Below are 18,481 nucleotides of genomic sequence, written 5' to 3'. Positions count from 1 at the left end.
CTTGTACAGGTCACAGACGGTAGAGGATACCGTAACAGTTGCAAAGTGTACTGGGACAGATTGCAACATAGTCGACAATACAACAGCGTGACAGCTATCGAAACGATTAAACCGACATAAAGCGGGCCGCAAAGCGGCCCTTTCCACAAGACTCAGCGCGCTGGCGCGAGCCGCCCCTTGTCATCGGAGAATACGATCTCCACCCGACGGTTCTGCGCCCTGCCCCGCTCCGAAGCATTGGCCTCGATCGGGTACTGGTCGCCATAGCCTTCAACCTGCAGGCGTTTTTCGTCGATGCCCAGGTCCACCAGCATGTCGGCCACGGACTGCGCCCGGTCGCGCGACAGCTTAAGGTTGTCCTCGCCCGCGCCCGTGCTGTCGGTATAGCCCTCGATACGCACTACCCGGCGCGGGTTGAGCTGCAGGAACTGCACCAGCTTGAGCACAGTCCGGCTGGCCGAGTTCTTCAGGTCGGCACTGCCGGTATCGAACAGCACATCGCCCAAGGTCATCACCAGGCCACGGTCGGCCTGCTCCGAAGCCAACGCGGCAATCTGCGATTCGACCCACTGTCCCTGCTGCTGCACGCTGGCCAGCTTGGCCTCACGCAAAGCCAGCTGCAGGCGCTGGCGCTCCAGGTCGAGCTTGGCCTGGCGTTCCTGGTTCAGCGCCAGCTTGGCATGTTCGCGGGCAATCTCGCTGTAGCGCTGACTGAGGTAAGCATAATGCCGCACATCAGAACCGGTGCCGATGTAGCTGGACAAGCGCTCGGCGCGAGCCAGCGATTCGCCTGCGCGAATCACGTCGCGCGGCGCGCTGCGCAGCACGTCGGAATCATCTTTGACCCCCTGGAAGGCAACAGTGGCCTCATCCAGCGCGGCACTGCTGCGCTGGCTGGCGCAACCTTGCAAACCTGCCGTCAGCGCCAACAGTACCAGTGCAGCCAAAGGCGTACGACGGATCATGGCTGCACCTCCAGTTGCTTGCGCAAGCGCTTGACCCGCGACTGCAGCACCTGCAGCTGCTCTTCGCTCTTCTGGTTCAGCACCTGGGCCTCGGCCAGGCGCGCATCCAGCTCGGCTTGCTCGGCGCGCATGCGCGCATCGCGGTAGTCCTGGGTGAGCATGTTGGCCTTGGCGCGGGCCAGCTTGTCTTCAGCCAGTTTCAGCGCTTCGACCTGCCCGGTGGCGCCGACGGCCTTGGCCTGGTCCAGTGCTTGTTCGGAAATGCGCATCTGCTCGTCAGGGGCCGGATCATTGGCGCAGCCAGCCAGGCCGAGCACGGCCAGGGCAAGGATTAGTGGTTGGGTTCTCACGCAATCTTCCTAGTGTTTGGGGGCGTCCGCCGGCACCTGCAACTGCGCTTTCCAGCGCTCGAGATTACGTTGCAGCACAGCTTCGGATGCACCAGAGATCGGCAATTCTGTCAGTTTTTTTGCCAATTGCCCACGCAACCAGCTGTCATTGCACGCCGAGTTATGCGACAGCGCCAGGTACAGGCCCGGCCTGTCCACCGGCAAGCCGCGGGCTATCAGGTCATTGCTCATGCCCAGGCTCTGGGCCATGGCCATACCGGAGTAACGTCCAGCCAGCACATAGTCCACCTGGCCGAGTACCAGTTTCTGGAACGCCTGGGTCAGGTTCTGCGCCGGCACCAGCTTGAGCTGGGCCTTGGCAAACGCAGTAAAGGCCGGGGTCAGGCGCGCACGGTCGGACAAGCTGCCCTGGTATCTGGTCAGATCGGCCGGGCCATCAAAGATCACCGCTGCATCATGGCGGGTCCACACCAGGTACTCATTGAGCTGCAACGGCGGATGGATGTAGTCCAGCGCGGTCAGTTGCTCCACCTGCATAGGGGTGTCGAGCAGCAGGTCCATGCGCCCACTGCGCACCTCTTCCAGCGCCTGGTCACGGCGACCGGCACTCAGCACCTCGACCTTCACACCCAGCTCGCCGGCCACCTGGCGCAACAGGTCGACGTTGGCGCCGATCAGGTGCCTTGGGTCTTTCGGGTCTTGCCAGGAATAGGGCGGCGCATCAGGGCTGCCGGTCGCCACCAGGCGCTCGCATTTGCCTGCCGCCATCGCCAGTGGCGGCAGCAACAGCGCCACGCATGCCAGCACCCTGCCCGTTCCGCGCAACGTCATGCCTCACTCCTCAACCCATAAAAAAACCCGACCCTCAAAGCGAGGGCCGGGTTCTTTATAAGTGAAGCAGCCGGATCAGACCAGCTTTTCCAGCTCTGGAACCGCTTCGAACAGGTCAGCGACCAGGCCGTAGTCGGCCACCTGGAAGATCGGCGCTTCTTCGTCCTTGTTGATCGCAACGATCACTTTGGAGTCTTTCATGCCGGCCAGGTGCTGGATCGCGCCGGAGATACCGACGGCGATGTACAGCTGTGGCGCAACGATCTTGCCGGTCTGGCCGACCTGCATGTCGTTCGGCACGAAGCCTGCGTCGACTGCGGCGCGCGAGGCACCGACAGCCGCGCCGAGCTTGTCGGCCAGGCTGTACAGGTGCTTGAAGTTGTCACCGTTGCCCATGCCACGGCCGCCGGAAACGACGATTTTGGCAGCGGTGAGCTCTGGGCGGTCGGACTTGGCCAGTTCTTCGCCAACGAAAGCCGAAATGCCGGCGTTGTGTGCAGCGCCAACAGCTTCGACGGCAGCAGAACCACCTTCGGCGGCCACGGCGTCGAAGCCGGTGGTACGCACGGTGATCACCTTGATGGCCGCGCTCGATTGCACGGTGGCGATGGCGTTACCCGCGTAGATCGGGCGCTTGAAGGTGTCGGCGGACTCGACCGAGATGATCTCGGAGATCTGGTCCACGTCCAGCAGCGCGGCCACACGCGGCAGGATGTTCTTGCCGTTGGTGGTAGCCGGGGCCAGCACGTGGCTGTAACCCTTGGCCAGCTCGACGATCAGCGGCGCGACGTTTTCCGGCAGCACGTGGGCGTAGGCCGCGTTGTCGGCAACCAGCACCTTGGCCACGCCAGCGATCTTGGCAGCAGATTCGGCAACGCCACCGACGTTCTGGCCTGCGACCAGCACGTGCACATCACCACCGATCTTGGCGGCTGCGGCGACAGTGTTCAGGGTGGCCGGGGCTACGGCACCGTTCTCGTATTCAGCGACAACCAGGATAGTCATTTAGATTACCTTCGCTTCGTTCTTCAGCTTCTCGACCAGTTCGGCCACCGATTTGACCTTGATGCCAGCGCTGCGGGCAGCCGGGGCTTCAACCTTCACGGTCTTGTTGGTGGAGGCGAGGGAAACGCCCAGCGCGTCTGGAGTAACAGTCTCCAGCGGCTTCTTCTTGGCCTTCATGATGTTCGGCAGCGACGCGTAGCGTGGCTCGTTCAGGCGCAGGTCGGTGGTGACGATGGCTGGCAGGTTCAGTGCAACGGTCTGCAGGCCGCCATCGATTTCACGGGTGACATTCAGCTTGTCGCCAGCGACTTCGACCTTGGACGCGAAGGTACCCTGGGCGAAGCCTGTCAACGCAGCCAGCATCTGGCCGGTCTGGTTGTTGTCACTGTCGATGGCCTGCTTGCCGAGGATGACCAGCTGCGGCTGCTCCTTGTCGACAACGGCCTTCAGCGCCTTGGCCACAGCCAGGGAGTTCAGTTCGTCAGCGGCTTCTACCAGGATGGCACGGTCGGCACCCAGAGCCAGGGCAGTACGCAGCTGCTCCTGGGCAGTGGTCGGGCCGACGGAAACGACGACGATCTCGGTCGCAACGCCTTTTTCTTTCAGGCGTACGGCTTCTTCCACGGCGATTTCGCAGAAGGGGTTCATGGACATCTTGACGTTAGCAAGGTCGACGCCGGAGTTGTCCGCTTTGACGCGAACCTTGACGTTGTAGTCGACCACTCGTTTGACAGCTACAAGAACCTTCATGGATTCCTCGTTACTCTCCGGTGAATAGATAGTCGCCTGGGGCAGAGCCCTGCGATGCGCGTGGGTACAAGGGCACCTCTAAAAACGTATCGGGAGGCAGCAATTTCACAGTGACCGAACAGTCTTGTTCGGACTCTTGCGACAAATCCTCGCGGGTCATTTTCTGTCGTGGCGTGTAAACTCCACTACAAACCGGCCTAAGCCCGCAAAACCCTGCTCCACACCTGGTCTTTAGAGGTGTACCTGCGCCCGGCTGCAAGCCTACGGCGAACGTAAAACCGCTCGTATCTTGACCGTAACACCCATTCCGGTCAATACGGCAAATCGGTCACCCTCCAGCCGCGTTCCTGTGATTTTACTGGCCTGCGGCAAATTCAAACAAACGTTTGTATTGGACCCGCCAAGTGGTGTAGATATAATGCGCGGCCAAGACAAAACGGTGTAGTCCGTCATTTGCCCAGCTACAGTTCCGCCGTTGCGTAGAACCGCTGCGAATGCCCCGCACCCATAAGACAAAGCAACAGCACGAGCCTTGATGAGTAGGAGAGAACCAGTGGAACGCGAATACATGGAATTCGACGTGGTCATCGTCGGCGCCGGCCCGGCGGGCCTGTCCGCCGCCTGCCGCCTGAAGCAGAAGGCCGCCGAAGCCGGTAGCGAAATCAGCGTCTGCGTGGTGGAGAAAGGCTCTGAAGTCGGCGCCCACATCCTCTCTGGCGCGGTGTTCGAGCCTCGCGCCCTGAACGAGCTGTTCCCCGACTGGAAAGAACTCGGCGCACCGCTCAATACCGAAGTGAAGCGCGACGACATCTACGTGCTCAAGGATGCCGGCAGCGCGACCAAGGTGCCTGACCTGTTCGTACCCAAGACCATGCACAACCATGGCAACTACATCATCTCGCTGGGCAACCTGTGCCGCTGGCTGGCCCAGCAGGCCGAGAACCTCGGTGTGGAGATCTACCCGGGCTTCGCCGCCCAGGAAGCGCTGTTCGACGACAACGGCGTGGTCCGCGGCATCGTTACCGGCGACCTTGGTGTCGACCGGGAGGGCAACCCCAAGGACGGCCTGTACACCCCAGGTATGGAACTGCGCGCCAAGTACACCCTGTTCGCCGAAGGCTGCCGTGGCCATATCGGCAAACAGCTGATCAAGCGCTTCAACCTCGACAGCGAGTCCGACGTCCAGCACTACGGCATCGGCCTGAAGGAAATCTGGGAAATCGACCCGGCCAAGCACGAACAGGGCCTGGTGGTGCACACCGCCGGCTGGCCGCTGGACGTGGTGGCCAAGGAAAACACCGGTGGCTCGTTCCTTTATCACCTGGAAAACAACCAGGTGGTGGTCGGCCTGATCGTTGACCTGTCCTACGCCAACCCATACCTGTCGCCGTTCGACGAGTTCCAGCGCCTCAAGCACCACCCGGTGATCAGCCAGTACCTCGAAGGCGGCAAGCGCATCAGCTACGGCGCCCGCGCCTTGGCCAAGGGCGGCATCAACTCGCTGCCGAAAATGGTCTTCAATGGTGGCGCGCTGATCGGTTGCGACCTGGGCACCATGAACGTGGCCAAGATCAAGGGCAGCCATACCGCGATGAAGTCCGGCATGCTCGCCGCCGAAGCAGTGGCCGACGCATTGATCGCCGGTGGCGAAGGCGGCGATCAATTGAACAGCTATGTCAGCGCCTTCAAGGCCAGCTGGCTGCACGAAGAACTGTTCGCCAGCCGCAACTTCGGCCCGGCCATGCACAAGTTCGGCCCGCTGTTGGGCGCGGCGTTCAACTATGTCGACCAGAACTGGTTCGGTGGCAAACTGCCGTTCACCCTGCACGACACCAAGCCGGACTATGCCTGCCTCAAGCTGGCCGCCGACTCGAAAAAGATCGACTACCCGAAACCGGACGGCAAGCTCAGCTTCGACAAGCTCAGCTCGGTATTCCTCTCCAGCACCAACCACGAAGAGGAACAACCCTGCCACCTGAAGCTGACCGATCCGAGCGTACCGATCGCCAGCAACCTGCCGCTGTACGACGAGCCTGCCCAGCGTTACTGCCCGGCAGGCGTGTACGAAGTGGTCACCCAGGAAGACGGCAACAAGCGTTTCCAGATCAACGCGCAAAACTGCGTGCACTGCAAGACCTGCGACATCAAGGACCCGACCCAGAACATCACCTGGGTCACCCCTGAAGGCGCTGGCGGGCCGAACTACCCGAACATGTAAGGCCCCTGCCCTTGCGGCAACAAAAAGCCCCCGGCCCATGAGGACCGGGGGCTTTTTGTTGTGAGTATGCGTCTGGACCTACGAGGTGTTCGCCGTGAGAGGTACAGCGCCTATCAGATCGAGCGCCGCCCGCGCGGCGCATCGCGAGCAAGCTCGCTCCTACATCTGTTTCGAGCCAGTCCATCCTGTGCCAGGCGCGCGCGACCGCCTTGTTTGTACGACGCGATATCGAGCCATGCGCCAGGGCGTTCGCGCGCAAATCCCACAGGCATAATTGGCCCGGAACAAATGTAGGAGCGAGCTTGCTCGCGATGCGCCGCGCGGGCGGCGCTCGGTGCAAGCCTTGCTACACAACCCAAGACATGCACCTGCTCATTTGTCGCCACACATGACCGGCATCGGCTCCGCAGCAAACACCAATGGCTCACGACGCCCGAAATACAAGGCCGTCAGCAGCCCCACCGCGCCCATGATCAGACAAAACCCGACACACACCCATGGGCTCCACGGCATCAGCGCAATCAGTGCCAGCGGCGTGGTACTGGCCCACACTGCGTAGGCCACGTTGTAGGTGAAGGAAATGCCCGATACACGGATTTGCGCCGGGAACAGCCCTACCATTACCGAGGGCACCACCCCCACCACGCCACAACTCAACCCCGCCAGCGCATAGGCCAGCCAGGTCATGCCCCACTGCCCCACCAGGCTGGCGTACAACGTGCCGATACCCAGCGGAAGCAACAGGCTATACAGCATCAGCGCGCGCCAGGCACCCACACGGTCGACCAGCAGCCCGGCCAGCACGCAGCCAATGTTGAGGAAGACGATGCCCACACTGCTGAGGGCGAAGGTGTGCCCGGCACTCATGCCGAAGCGCTGCTGCATCACTGTCGGGGTGATCACCACCAGCACCACCACCGCCGAGGTCAGCACACAGGTCAGCAACGCGGCAGGGATCAACGCCCGGCGGTGCTCGCCCAGCACTCGCCGCAGCGGAAATGCCACAGGTTGCTCCTGGCGCGCGCGCAGGGCGAGAAACACCGGTGTTTCACTGAGCCAACGGCGTAGCCACACACCAATTACACCGAACACCCCACCCAACAGGAACGGGTAGCGCCAGGCGTAATCGAGGATTTCCTGCGGGGTGAACAGTTGCGCCAGCAAGGTTGCGGTCAGCGCCCCCAGCAGGTAGCCGAAGGTCAGCCCGGCCTGCAGAAAGCCCAAGGCATAGCCGCGCCGCCCGCTGGGCGCGTGCTCGGCAACGAACGTCCAGGCGCTTGGCACTTCACCGCCTACGGCAGCACCCTGGAGGATGCGCAAGGCCAACAGTATCAGCGGGGCGGCATAGCCGATGTCGGCATAGGTCGGCATCACCCCGATCAACAGGCACGGCAATGCCATCATCAGGATGCTCAGGCTGAAGACCCGCTTGCGCCCCAGATGGTCGGCAAAGTGCGCCATCAGGATGCCGCCCAGCGGCCGCGCCAGATAGCCGGTGACGAAAATGCCGAAGCTTTGCAGCAGGCGTAGCCATTCGGGCATCTCGGGAGGGAAGAACAGTTGGCTGAGGGTCAGCGCGAAGAACACGAAAATGATGAAGTCGTAGATTTCCAGCGCGCCACCCAGCGCCGCCAGGCCCAGGGTCCGATGGTCGCCGCGGCTGAACCGGGGCGGGCGAGCGGTATCGATGGCAGTCATGGCAGGGTCCGCAGATCGGCAAAGGGCAAGAGCATAACAAATAGCTGCCCCATTGCCCCGCCTGCGGCACCGCTAGCGGTTGAACACCGTATGCGCGAAGTTGGCTCGCGGCCGTGGCCGCGCTGTACTGGCCGCCAGGGTGCTCGGCAGCGGTAGCTTGCCGACCAGCATCGGTGCGTCGATGATTGCCATGAACGTCTCCAGCGCCTCGTTATCGGGCACCTGTGGCAGGCTCAGGCTGACCGCCTGGCGCTCGGTCTGCGGCACTGCTGGCACTTTCAACTGGCTGGAATGGTAAAGCAGGGCGTGCTGGATCTGTGTGCTGACGCGGCAGAAGCGTTCCAGGTCTACTCCGCAATGGCTGGCCAGCTCGATATTGCCCAGCAACAGGTGGAAGGGCTGCAAGGCGCACTGCACCAGGCGCTGCAGCTCCTCGAAGCTATCCACTGGGGCTATCCGGTAATAGCCCAAACCATTGAGCAACCGTTCCAGCTGCAGGCGCTGGCACGGGTGTGCATCGGCGATGAGAATGCGCAGAGTCTTGTTTGCCATGGTCGGACCTAGGCCATTAGGTAATGGGCACGCTCCATGACCATACTGCGCCAGTAACGGCTACTGCCAAGGCCATGTACGGCAACGGTCTTATCTGATAGAAGTCGGGAAAGCCGCATAAATCAAGTGATTGACTGACGGAATTTGCATTTGCCTTTAACCTGGCAATCAGGATTCCCATTGCCGCATGCGCACCCGGCAGTGCTTCATGGCATTGACGATGTGCTTTTCCACCAGGCTACGCGAAATGCCCAGCCGCTCGGCGATCTGCAGATGGGACAGGCCTTCGATCTTGCGCAGCAGGAAGCATTCGCGGCAGGGGCCGCTCAGTTCGTCCAGTGCCCGCTGCATGAGGGCCAGGCGCTGGTTGAGCTGCAGTTCCTGCGCCAGCGCCGGCACATGACAGCCCTCATCACTGTCAAGTATCTCCAGCGGTTCGGCCTGACGCACCAGATGGCGACGATGGCGGTCGACCACCAGGTTCAGGGCGATACGGTAAAGGAAAGCGCGCGGATGCTCGATCTGCCCGTTGTCCGTTCGCTCCAGTACCCGCAGGTAGGCATCGTGGGCAACATCCTCTGCCGCCTGACGGTTACCCAGGCGCGCGGACAGGAAACTCACCAATTCACGATAGTAACGTTCCACAAACACACCTGGAATCGTCCTGCACACCCACGACGGGGCAGATGCAGAACTGAGTGATATCAGCGTGCGATCTTACAAAATATAATGATTCTCAGCAACGCACACCTGCGCTGGGCCCACTGTCAGCCCGATGCCCGCACGACCTTGAGATTGCGGGCATACCAGGGGCGCTGCGGCACCCGTGGTCGCAGCCGGGCAAAGAGGTCTTCATTGCCATAAATGATGCGTAACGCCAGCTTCATGGTTTCCGGGTCCATCTCGAGGCTTCGACCAGGTCTCAGGCCCGGCACCGTGGAACAGCCATGGGTATCGGGACCTAGCCACGGGTCAGCCACCTCTACCCAACGCCCGGGTGCGAACCAGGGCACACCATTCACCTGCAAGCGGCGGATCTCGCCCGGGTGAACCCGCTCGTGGGCGCGGAACCAGTCGTCGACTCGGTCGTCGATCCACCCATGAAAATGCCAGAACACCGGGTTTACATGTGACGAGAACGGGTCGCCAAGAAAATCGTTACGTGCTTCAAACCAGCGCTCAGCAAAATCCCCCGGGGTACGTGCTGCGGGCACCGGCATACCGTTGGACGGGTCGCGCGGCACCGCCGCCCACCGCATGTGCAACCAGTCATGCAGGCCCAGTTCCAGCTCTGAGCCGAACTGCCCCAAGGTCAGCTTGCTCAGATATTCCGGATCACTGTACCGCGACTCCCAGACCTGAAAGTTGCCATGGAAGGTATCCGGGCTTTTGATGTCGCGTACCCACTGGGTGTACTCCTGGTCGTCATGGGCCAGCCAGGTCGGTGGCAAGGCATTGCCGTCGCAGTTGTCGAAGTAACGGGCGAAACCGACGCGGTCACGCTCGAGCTCCGGCTGAGGCAGCGGGAACCGCGTCCACGAGGGCAGGTCCTGCAGGGCCCTGGCACTGCCGAGCATGTGCCGGTGCATGAACAGGAAGTCTTCTCCGGAACCGTTGCGATCCTTGTGCCTGCCACGCGCATCACGCTCCTGGCCCCGCGGCCCGGGTTGCCAGCCCAGACCACGCAGGGCGGATTGCTTGTCCTCTTCCAGCTTGTGCCACTTGTCCCGCGATGCGTGCCATAACTGGTGAAACAGCCGGTGCTCCGGCGAAATGAGCCAAGCCAGCAACTGTGGCGACAGCGGCGTACGTTCGCGAGCCTCCGGGAAAGGCCGCTTCAAGGCCAGGAAGCCATTGTCCAGAACAGGCAGAGACAGGGCGCGGTCCAGGGCCGAGATACGACCATTGAGCGTTGCCGGCCCGGCATTGCCATAGGCGCCCCAGACCTCATCGAGCACCACATGGCATTCATAGCGCGCACGCCCTGCACCGGGCTCGGTTGAAAACAGCCGCCAGCGCAACGTCCCGGGCTTGTCCGTCAGCAAGTCACCCATGACCCGATAACGTGGTTCCTGCTCACTGCGCAAGCGATCGGCGGTGTCCAGGTAACCTCGCAGCCCCCGGCCATTGCTGGCGACATCCAGAAACAGTTCCAGCTCCCCGTCGGGCATACCCAGCAGTTGGGCATCCTTGCCATGTGCAGTCCAGCGCCAGATGCCCCGCAGGATGTCGCCCAGCTGCTGCAGGCGGGTATCGGCCAACTCGACAACAGCCTCGCCAGGCGTTTCCGGAAACGCATCGGCATCCCGCTGGCGCTGCACATACAGCGCACCGGGCACCGCCACGCCCGTCAATGCCACAGCGGCGATGAACCCGCGTCGAGAAATCGTCATTGCAACTACCTGTGCGTTCATAGCGGCCATGGAGCACGGCCCGTCCAAGGCTAGAACGTTGTACCTGCGCAGAAATTTAACGCCTCGGCCGGGCCGGCTAAATTTCCTCTGTGTCGACTCGTTCACCCCAGGTAGCGGCGGCCTCTGTGCCCTCCCTCGACGGCGAACCTACTGAGACCAAGATGACGACACCACGCTGGAAAAAAGCCCTGTACATCAGCCTGGCTGCGGCAGCCGCCGCGGGTGCCGGTCTGGCTGCCTGGTACCATTTCGCGGCCCCTGGCGGCTACCCCCGGGAGGTCGTTCGTCAAGCCAACGACTTACAGGAGCGCATCATCTCGTTCGACAGCCATGTCACCTTGCCGTTGGACTTCGGCAACGAAGGCAGCGAAGCCGACAAGGACGGGCCGGGCCGCTTCGACCTGGCCAAGGCTGCCCAAGGGCGGTTGTCTGGCGCGGCGCTGACCATCTTTGCCTGGCCCGAATCCTGGACGGGCGCAAACAGCCCGCATCGCCCCACGCCAGGTTTCGTCGAGGCCGCCCGCCACACCCAGGAGGTGCGCTACAACGCCATCACCGCGATGGTGCGCGACTTCCCCGAACGTGTCGCCATCGCCTACACCCCGCAGGACATGCGGCGCTTGCACGGCGAAGGCAAGTTCGCGGTGTTCCTGAGCATGCTCAATGCGTATGCGCTGGGGGACGATATCGACCAGCTCGACCGCTGGGCGGCACGCGGGGTGCGTATGTTCGGCTTCAGCTACGTCGGCAACAATAGCTGGGCCGACTCATCTCGCCCCTTGCCGTTCTTCAATGACACTGTCGATGCGCTGGAGGGTCTGTCCCCCATCGGCAAGCGCGCCGTACAGCGGCTCAATGACCTGGGCGTGATCATCGATGTCTCGCAGATGTCCAGCAAGGCGCTGAACCAGGTCATTCAGCTCAGCCGTACTCCGGTGGTGGCGTCGCACTCGGCACCACGGGCCATGGTCGATATCAACCGCAACCTGTCCGACAAGGAAATGCAGTTGATCAAGGAAGGCGGCGGGGTCGTGCAACTGGTCGCGTTCTCCAGCTACCTCAAGCCGCTCAGCGCACAGACCCAGGAAAAGCTCAATACCTTGCGCGCCCGCTACGCCCTGCCGCCACTGGCTGACCTGAACTATGCGCTGATGCCTGGCGACCCGGTCATCGCCGGCTGGCCCGAGCAGAAGGTCGGACAATATGCCAACGAGCTCTATGCCATCCTCGAACAAGAGCCGCCCGCGACCCTGAAGGACTATGGCGATGCCATCGACTACACCGTGCGCAAGATCGGCATCGATCACGTAGGCATCAGTTCGGACTTCAACGAAGGCGGCGGCATCGATGGCTGGCACGACGCCAGCGAGGCACGCAACGTAACGGCCGAACTCATTACCCGCGGCTACTCCGAAGCCGATATCGCCAAGCTTTGGGGCGGCAATTTCCTGCGCGTCTGGGAACAAGTGCAGCACGCCGCCCGCGGTACCGACACTTCACTGCGCTAAGCCATTGGGCACCTTTATGAACGACCGCCGCAACTTTCTCAAACGGGCTGGCCTCCTCGCTGCCGGCCTGCCGCTCGCCGGCCATCTGCTACCCGGTGCCGAGGCCGCCACGCCGATACCGAGCGCCGGCAACCGAAGATGGGCCGATTTTCGCCGCCTGTTCGAGCTCGACCCGAACTATGCGCACTTCGCCAACTTCCTGATCACCTCTCATCCAAGACCGGTACGCGAAGCCATCGAGGCCCTGCGTGCACGTTTCGACCGTCACCCGGCGCTGATGGTCGACTGGGATGCCCAGTCGGAGTGGAAGCACGAGGCTGAGGTACGCCAATGGGCCGCACGCTACCTGGAGGTGGCGCCACGCCAGATTGCCCTGACGGGCAGCACTACCGAGGGCCTGGGTTTGATTTATGGCGGCATCAAGCTGGCACCCGGCCAGGAAATCCTGACCACGGTGCACGAGCATTCCGCCGCACGGCAAACCATGAACTACCGCAGCGCCCGCGATGGCAACCCGGTACGCAGGCTGCGCCTGTTCGAGCAACCCTGGCAGGTGAGCACCGACCAGGTGCTGGGGACCTTGCGTGCCGCCATTTCCCCGCAAACACGCGTGCTGGGCATGACCTGGGTACATTCGGGCAGCGGGGTGAAACTGCCGGTTGGCGAAATCGGTGCACTCGTACGCGAGATCAATCAGAACAGGGACGAACGCGACCATATCCTGTATGTGATCGACGGAGTTCACGGGCTTGGCGTCGAGGACATGCGCTTCGCCGACCTGAACTGCGACTACTTCATCTCCGGGACCCACAAGTGGATGTTCGGTCCCCGGGGGACAGGCATCATCTGCGCCGCATCCTCGGCACTGGGGCAACTGCAACCGAGCATCGCCACCTTCTCGGAAAACGAAGACTTCGCCACCATCATGAGCCCGGGCGGCTACCACGCCTTCGAGCACCGCTGGGCCCTGGGCAAGGCGTTCGAACTGCACCTGCAAACCGGCAAGGCTGCCGTGCAGGCACGCATCCACGCTCTCAACGACTACCTGAAGCAACAGCTGGAAAGCCTGCCTGCCATCGAACTGGTGACGCCGCGCAGCAGCACCCATTCGGCGGGCTTCACCTTCTTTCGCGGCAAAGGCCAGGATGCCGACGAGCTGGCCAGGTACCTGACTAGCCAACGCATCATCGTCGACGCCGTGTCGCGCGATGCCGGGCCAGTGGTGCGCACTGCGCCGGGTTTGCTGAATACCGAAGCGGAAATCGACCGCTTGGTCGAAGTACTGCGCCAACGCCTGCGCGCCTGACAACCCGGGCGCGGCCACACGCGCCCATGCCAACCCTGCACAACGACAACCGACGAGGCTTACCGTGGACCTTCAGCGCATACTCGAAAAACTGTTCGTCAATGCCCATGCCGTCGGCATCGAAGGCGTGTTCCAGTTCGACTTCGGCCAGGGACTCAGCTACTGGTCCGAGGTATGCGACAACACGTGCACCGGGCGTGGCCGGCATGACACGCCGGACGTCACCCTCGAGGTGGCCGAAGAAGACTTCCTCGGCATCATGGCGGGCACTGTCGACGTCGAGGAACTGTTCGCCAGTGCACGCCTGAAAATTACCGGCAACATGGGCCTGGCAACCTTGCTGCCGCAGGTCATCAGCAGCGCGCGGCAAGGCGCGACAGCCAGCAAGGCAGCGATGAACCAGCGCTATCCCACGCCAGCACGTCACAGCGAACACATCTCGGCAGCCCAACCTTTGCTGCATGCTGTACGACGCCTGTCACGGGCCGAAATGCCACCGTCGCGCTTCGATCGAGAGCACCTGGCAACGGGCTTGCCAGTGGTGCTGAGCGACGCCCTTGGCGATTGGCCGCTGTTCACCATGGGCCGCGACGCCTCGCTGGCACACTTTGCCGAGCTACAGGGCATTACCCGGCATGGTGATTATGTGAAGAAGACCTTCTCCACTGATCGCGACTTTCGCGCCACCTCCATGGCTGATTTCATCGCGTCGCTGGACCAGCCGGTCAAGCCTGGCGAGCCCCCCGCCTATATGGGCAACAATATCGTGCCGGAAAAGCTCCAGGCCCTGATCCGCTACCCGGACTACTTCGAACGCCAGCGCTTCATTCCACCGCGTATCTGGATCGGCCCCAAAGGCACGCTTACACCGCTGCACCGGGATGATACCGACAACCTGTTCGCCCAGGTCTGGGGGCAGAAATCGTTCATCCTGGCAGCACCGCACCATCGCGCCGCACTGGGCACCTGGTCAACCAGCCCGAAGGGCGGCCTGGACGGCTGTGATTTCAACCCCGACGCCCCCGACTACGAGCGTTTCCCCGAAGCCCGTGAGGTGCCCTTCCTGCGTGTGGTGTTGCAGGCCGGCGACTTGCTGTTCCTGCCCGAGGGCTGGTTCCACCAGGTAGAGTCAGTGTCCACGTCGCTGTCCGTGAACTTCTGGGTAGACTCCGGACGCGGCTGGTAACCGGCGTGACGGCAACCTGGTCTTGATGGGCCATTGGCGCAGGCGATGGGCCGCGAGGCGGCCCCGACAAAGGTTCAGACTGCCGCGATCAACGCCTCTGCAAAGCGCTGAGCCACGTCATCGATCTGTTCAGCGCTGATGATCAACGGCGGCAGGAAGCGCACCACCGCGCCATGCCGCCCGCCCAGCTCCAGAATCAACCCGCGCTTGAGGCATTCGCGCTGCACCGTGGCCGCCAGCTCATGGTTGGCCTGCGGGTACCCCAACGCATCCCGTTCGCCCTGCGGCGCGACCAGTTCGACCCCAAGCATCAAGCCACGCCCGCGTACATCACCCAACTGCGGATAGTCACGTTGCAATTGCTGCAGGTGCTGGCGCAGGCGCAGGCCCATGGCTTCGGCATGCTCGGCCAGGCGATGCTCGACCAGATAGTTGATCACCGCAGAGCCGGCCGCCATGGCCATCTGGTTGCCACGGAAGGTACCGGCATGCGCACCCGGCTTCCAGGTGTCCAGCCAGTCGCGATAGACCACTACCGCCAGCGGCAGGCTGCCACCGATGGCTTTGGACAAGGTGACCACATCGGGCACGATACCGGCGTGCTCGAAGGCAAACATGCGCCCGGTACGGGCAAAGCCGCTCTGGATCTCGTCAACGATCAACGCCACGCCCGCCTGCTCGGTAATGCGCCGCACGCCCTTGAGCCATTCGATGTCGGCCGGAATGACCCCGCCCTCACCCTGCACCACTTCGAGGATCACGGCAGCGGGCAGCGGCACACCGCTTTCCGGGTCGAGCAGCAGGTTTTCCAGGTAATGCAGGTTGGCCTTGACCCCGGCTTCACCGCCCAGGCCGAACGGGCAGCGGTAGTCGTAGGGGTACGGCATGAACTGCACACCGCTGCTCAGCAACGCCCCCAGTGGCTGCTTGGGGCCAAGGCTGCCCATCAGACTCAGCGCGCCCTGGCTCATGCCATGGTAGGCGCCATGAAAGGCCAGCACGGTGCTGCGCCCGGTTGCGCCACGCACCAGTTTGAGCGCCGCTTCAACGGCGTCGGTACCGGTCGGGCCGCAGAACTGCACCTTGGCCTCGCGACGCAGCGCCTCGGGCAGGATGCCGAACAGGTCCTGGACGAAGCGGTCCTTGACCGGTGTGGTCAGGTCGAGTGTATGCAGCGGCAGTTCGTCAGCCAGCACGCGCTGGATTGCCTCGACTACTACCGGGTGATTATGCCCCAGCGCCAAAGTGCCAGCGCCAGCCAGGCAGTCGATGAACTGGCGGCCTTCAACGTCTTCGACATGAATGCCCCGGGCGCGCTTTAGCGCCAGCGGGATGCGCCGCGGGTAGCTGCGGGCGTTGGACTCTTGCTGTTGCTGGCGTTGTAGCAAAGGCGAATCGGTGAATTCGTACAAAGGTTGCGGCACGCTGGCCGGAACAACCCGGGCAAGGCTGGAAGCGGTGGACATGGGTGAATCCTCGCAAGCAAGCGGATGGGCGGTTATCGCTTTGGAAACGCTTGAGTGCGGGGAGGATTTAGCGGTTGTTACTGGATTTTATTTCTGTCTGTGCCCAGGACGCGCCGGTACCTGCAAGAAGACCCGCAAGCCGTCACTACGGCTGTCAAAGCGCAGGCTGCCGGCACACCGCTGCACGATCGCCTGCACAATCGCCAGCCCCAATCCGCAACCACCACTCTGCCCATTGCGCCAGAAGCGCTCGGTCAGGTGCTCCAGGTCCGCTTCGGCAATCCCTGGCCCGTGGTCGCGCACCATGAAGCCCACCTGGCCGTCGGCCATCTGCACCTCCAGCTCCACCGCCTTATCGCCACCATGTCGCAGGGCGTTGTCCAGCAGGTTGCGCAGCGCTGCCACTGCCAACGGAGCGGGCATGCCCAGGTAGATCTGCGTGGCTTCTTCAGGCAAACGCAGCACGATACGGCGGTTGTCACCCCCTCCGGCGTCCTGCACCGCCTGATGGGCCACCTGCTCGGCACTGCACTGCACGCCGTCCTCGAATGACAGGCTGCCTTCCACCCGCGCCAGCATCAGCAACTGCTCCAGCGTGCGGTGCATGCGGTCGGTGCCCTGCTCGGCATGCTCCAGCGCCTGCTCGCGCACCGCACCGTCGGTCATGCGTGCCACCTGCAGGTGGGTCTTGATCGCGGTCAGCGGGCTGCGCAGTTCATGCGCGGCATCATCGGTCAGGCGCCGCTCACGCTCGAGGGTCTGAGCAATGCGCCGGAACAGCTGGTTCTGGGTTTCCAGCAACGGCTGCAACTCGCTGGGCATGCCCGCCACCTGCAGCGGTTCGACACTGTCTGCACGCCGGCGGCGCAAGGCATCACGCATGCGGTTGAGCGGCTCCAGGCCCTTGCCAAGGCCGATCCACAACAGCCCCAGGCTGCCGAGCAGGGCCATCAGTACCGGCGCCGATGCCGCCAGCAGAATCGACTGGTTCAGCGCCTCGCGCTCCATGTGCCGGTCGGCCGTGGTGATGCGCACATCGCCGTGGTTGTAGGTGAAGGTGCGCCAAAGCGCATCGTCGATGGTCTGGTCACGGAACCCACTGCGCTCGTCGTCCATGGCGCCATCGTGCTTGTGGTTGCTGGCAAGGATCTCGCCACGCAGCGAGGTGACCTGGCAGGCCATGCCATCCGGTACGCTGAACTGGTCGGCGGAAATATGCGCCTCCCCGCCCTTGGCGGTCAGCGGCTGCGGCAACTGGTCGATCAGCCCGGCGACCATACGCGCCGACGCCACCAGGCGCTGGTCGAGGGAAAACATCATCTGCTGGCGCAGGTCTCGCAGCATCCACGCGGCGGCCAGTGCCCAGATGATCACGAAGGCACTGCCGAGGATCAGGCTCAGGCGTACCCGCAGGCTCATGATGCAGCCTCTTGCGGTGCCTGCGCCGGACCCAGCCGGTAGCCCAGGCCACGCACGGTCTCGACAATGCCGTTACCCAGCTTGCGGCGCAGGTGGTGGATGTGCACGTTCAGGGCGTTGCTCTCGACTTCGTCGCTGAAGCCGTACACGCAGTCTTTCAGTTGCTCGCTGGACAGCACTCGCCCGGGGTTCTGCAGCAGCGCCTGAAGCAGGGCCTGCTCGCGGCGGGACAGGTCGACATGCTGGCCGGCCAGGGTCGCCTCGCAGCTGCTCGGGTCATAGCGCAGCGGGCCGTGCTCGATTACGTTCACCGCCCGCCCGGCCACCCGCCGCAGCAAGGTATGCAGGCGTGCGGCCAGCTCGCGCAGATCGAAGGGCTTGAGCAGGTAATCGTCGGCACCGGCCTGCAAGCCATCGACACGATCGGTGACGGCATCGCGGGCGGTGAGCACCAGTACCGGCAGGGTCTCGCCTTTTTCGCGGAGGCGGCGCAGCAGCTTGAGGCCGTCTTCGTCGGGCAGGCCGAGGTCGAGGATCATCACGTCGAACTGCGCGGCCTGCAGCATTGCCCGCGCATCGGCGGCGTTGCCCACACGGTCCACGGTCAGGCCCTGGGCGGTGAGACCGGCGCAGATGCCGGCGGCGATCAGGTCGTCGTCCTCGCAGAGCAGAACGTGCATGGTGGGGCTCCCGGTGTGGTGTGGCTGGTATTGCACCTTGGGCGGATTAAGGGGGGATTATGGACCTTTTGGGGAGGGTTGGGGGAGATCGAGCGCCGTGCGGGTCGCCACCCTTTCCCTCGCAGCCTCAACC

16 protein-coding genes are annotated in these 18,481 nt (G+C 63.1%); 4 read left to right on the top strand and 12 right to left on the bottom strand.

The annotated features are described in order from the left end of the window. Positions 1-152 precede the first annotated feature (152 nt). From ACE4QZ_RS10370 to ACE4QZ_RS10350, 5 genes are all read right to left on the bottom strand, one after another. Entirely contained in the window at positions 153-965 is an 813-nt protein-coding gene (locus tag ACE4QZ_RS10370) for an OmpA family protein (RefSeq protein WP_021784843.1), read from the bottom strand. Beyond that, positions 962-1,315, bottom strand: a complete 354-nt coding sequence (locus ACE4QZ_RS10365; RefSeq protein WP_021784842.1) for a DUF4398 domain-containing protein — start codon at positions 1,313-1,315, stop codon at positions 962-964. The genes ACE4QZ_RS10370 and ACE4QZ_RS10365 overlap by 4 nt, the downstream gene beginning before the upstream one ends. 9 nt (positions 1,316-1,324) lie before the next feature. Next, the gene (locus ACE4QZ_RS10360) at positions 1,325-2,146 is read right to left on the bottom strand and encodes a substrate-binding periplasmic protein (protein ID WP_021784841.1); all 822 of its coding nucleotides are present in this window, start codon (positions 2,144-2,146) and stop codon (positions 1,325-1,327) included. Between the two features lie 75 nt (positions 2,147-2,221). Continuing rightward, positions 2,222-3,151, bottom strand: a complete 930-nt coding sequence (locus ACE4QZ_RS10355) for an electron transfer flavoprotein subunit alpha/FixB family protein (RefSeq protein WP_021784840.1) — start codon at positions 3,149-3,151, stop codon at positions 2,222-2,224. Beyond that, the gene (locus tag ACE4QZ_RS10350; RefSeq protein WP_003254232.1) at positions 3,152-3,901 is read right to left on the bottom strand and encodes an electron transfer flavoprotein subunit beta/FixA family protein; all 750 of its coding nucleotides are present in this window, start codon (positions 3,899-3,901) and stop codon (positions 3,152-3,154) included. A 553-nt stretch (positions 3,902-4,454) separates the two neighbouring features. Here ACE4QZ_RS10350 and ACE4QZ_RS10345 point away from each other — a divergent pair. Next, the gene (locus ACE4QZ_RS10345) at positions 4,455-6,119 is read left to right on the top strand and encodes an electron transfer flavoprotein-ubiquinone oxidoreductase (protein WP_410480437.1); all 1,665 of its coding nucleotides are present in this window, start codon (positions 4,455-4,457) and stop codon (positions 6,117-6,119) included. A 372-nt stretch (positions 6,120-6,491) separates the two neighbouring features. Here the strand turns inward: ACE4QZ_RS10345 and ACE4QZ_RS10340 are convergent, their stop codons facing one another. From ACE4QZ_RS10340 to ACE4QZ_RS10325, 4 genes are all read right to left on the bottom strand, one after another. After that, positions 6,492-7,817 (bottom strand): MFS transporter, encoded by a 1,326-nt coding sequence (locus tag ACE4QZ_RS10340; protein ID WP_021784838.1) that lies wholly within the window; start codon positions 7,815-7,817, stop codon positions 6,492-6,494. A gap of 72 nt (positions 7,818-7,889) precedes the next feature. Beyond that, a complete protein-coding gene (locus ACE4QZ_RS10335; RefSeq protein WP_021784837.1) occupies positions 7,890-8,369 on the bottom strand; it encodes a hypothetical protein in 480 nt (159 codons plus the stop codon). 168 nt (positions 8,370-8,537) lie between these two features. After that, positions 8,538-9,014 carry a sigma-70 family RNA polymerase sigma factor gene (locus ACE4QZ_RS10330; RefSeq protein WP_028698354.1) on the bottom strand — a complete coding sequence of 159 codons (477 nt, stop codon included), beginning with the start codon at positions 9,012-9,014 and terminating at the stop codon, positions 8,538-8,540. Positions 9,015-9,136: 122 nt separating this feature from the next. After that, positions 9,137-10,762 carry a twin-arginine translocation signal domain-containing protein gene (locus tag ACE4QZ_RS10325; RefSeq protein ID WP_021784835.1) on the bottom strand — a complete coding sequence of 542 codons (1,626 nt, stop codon included), beginning with the start codon at positions 10,760-10,762 and terminating at the stop codon, positions 9,137-9,139. Positions 10,763-10,944: 182 nt separating this feature from the next. Between ACE4QZ_RS10325 and ACE4QZ_RS10320 the strand changes: the two genes are divergently transcribed. From ACE4QZ_RS10320 to ACE4QZ_RS10310, 3 genes are all read left to right on the top strand, one after another. Next, complete coding sequence (locus tag ACE4QZ_RS10320) at positions 10,945-12,291, top strand: dipeptidase (RefSeq protein WP_021784834.1); 1,347 nt, start codon at positions 10,945-10,947, stop codon at positions 12,289-12,291. Positions 12,292-12,307: 16 nt separating this feature from the next. Then, positions 12,308-13,597 (top strand): aminotransferase class V-fold PLP-dependent enzyme, encoded by a 1,290-nt coding sequence (locus ACE4QZ_RS10315; protein ID WP_103444705.1) that lies wholly within the window; start codon positions 12,308-12,310, stop codon positions 13,595-13,597. 64 nt (positions 13,598-13,661) lie between these two features. Then, complete coding sequence (locus ACE4QZ_RS10310) at positions 13,662-14,783, top strand: cupin-like domain-containing protein (RefSeq protein WP_021784832.1); 1,122 nt, start codon at positions 13,662-13,664, stop codon at positions 14,781-14,783. Between the two features lie 74 nt (positions 14,784-14,857). Here ACE4QZ_RS10310 and ACE4QZ_RS10305 read toward each other — a convergent pair whose 3' ends face one another. From ACE4QZ_RS10305 to ACE4QZ_RS10295, 3 genes are all read right to left on the bottom strand, one after another. Further along, positions 14,858-16,249: an aspartate aminotransferase family protein gene (locus tag ACE4QZ_RS10305; RefSeq protein WP_021784831.1), complete on the bottom strand. Its 1,392-nt coding sequence runs from the start codon at positions 16,247-16,249 to the stop codon at positions 14,858-14,860. Positions 16,250-16,336: 87 nt separating this feature from the next. Next, positions 16,337-17,668: an ATP-binding protein gene (locus ACE4QZ_RS10300; RefSeq protein ID WP_274119008.1), complete on the bottom strand. Its 1,332-nt coding sequence runs from the start codon at positions 17,666-17,668 to the stop codon at positions 16,337-16,339. Then, positions 17,665-18,348 carry a response regulator transcription factor gene (locus tag ACE4QZ_RS10295; protein ID WP_020193358.1) on the bottom strand — a complete coding sequence of 228 codons (684 nt, stop codon included), beginning with the start codon at positions 18,346-18,348 and terminating at the stop codon, positions 17,665-17,667. The genes ACE4QZ_RS10300 and ACE4QZ_RS10295 overlap by 4 nt, the downstream gene beginning before the upstream one ends. Positions 18,349-18,481: the final 133 nt, after the last annotated feature.

This window comes from Pseudomonas sp. DCA-1 (assembly GCF_046523955.1).
Lineage (GTDB): Bacteria > Pseudomonadota > Gammaproteobacteria > Pseudomonadales > Pseudomonadaceae > Aquipseudomonas > Aquipseudomonas putida_Y.
Note: the sequence above shows the minus strand (reverse complement) of the source record. Positions and strands in the feature narration are given on the sequence as shown.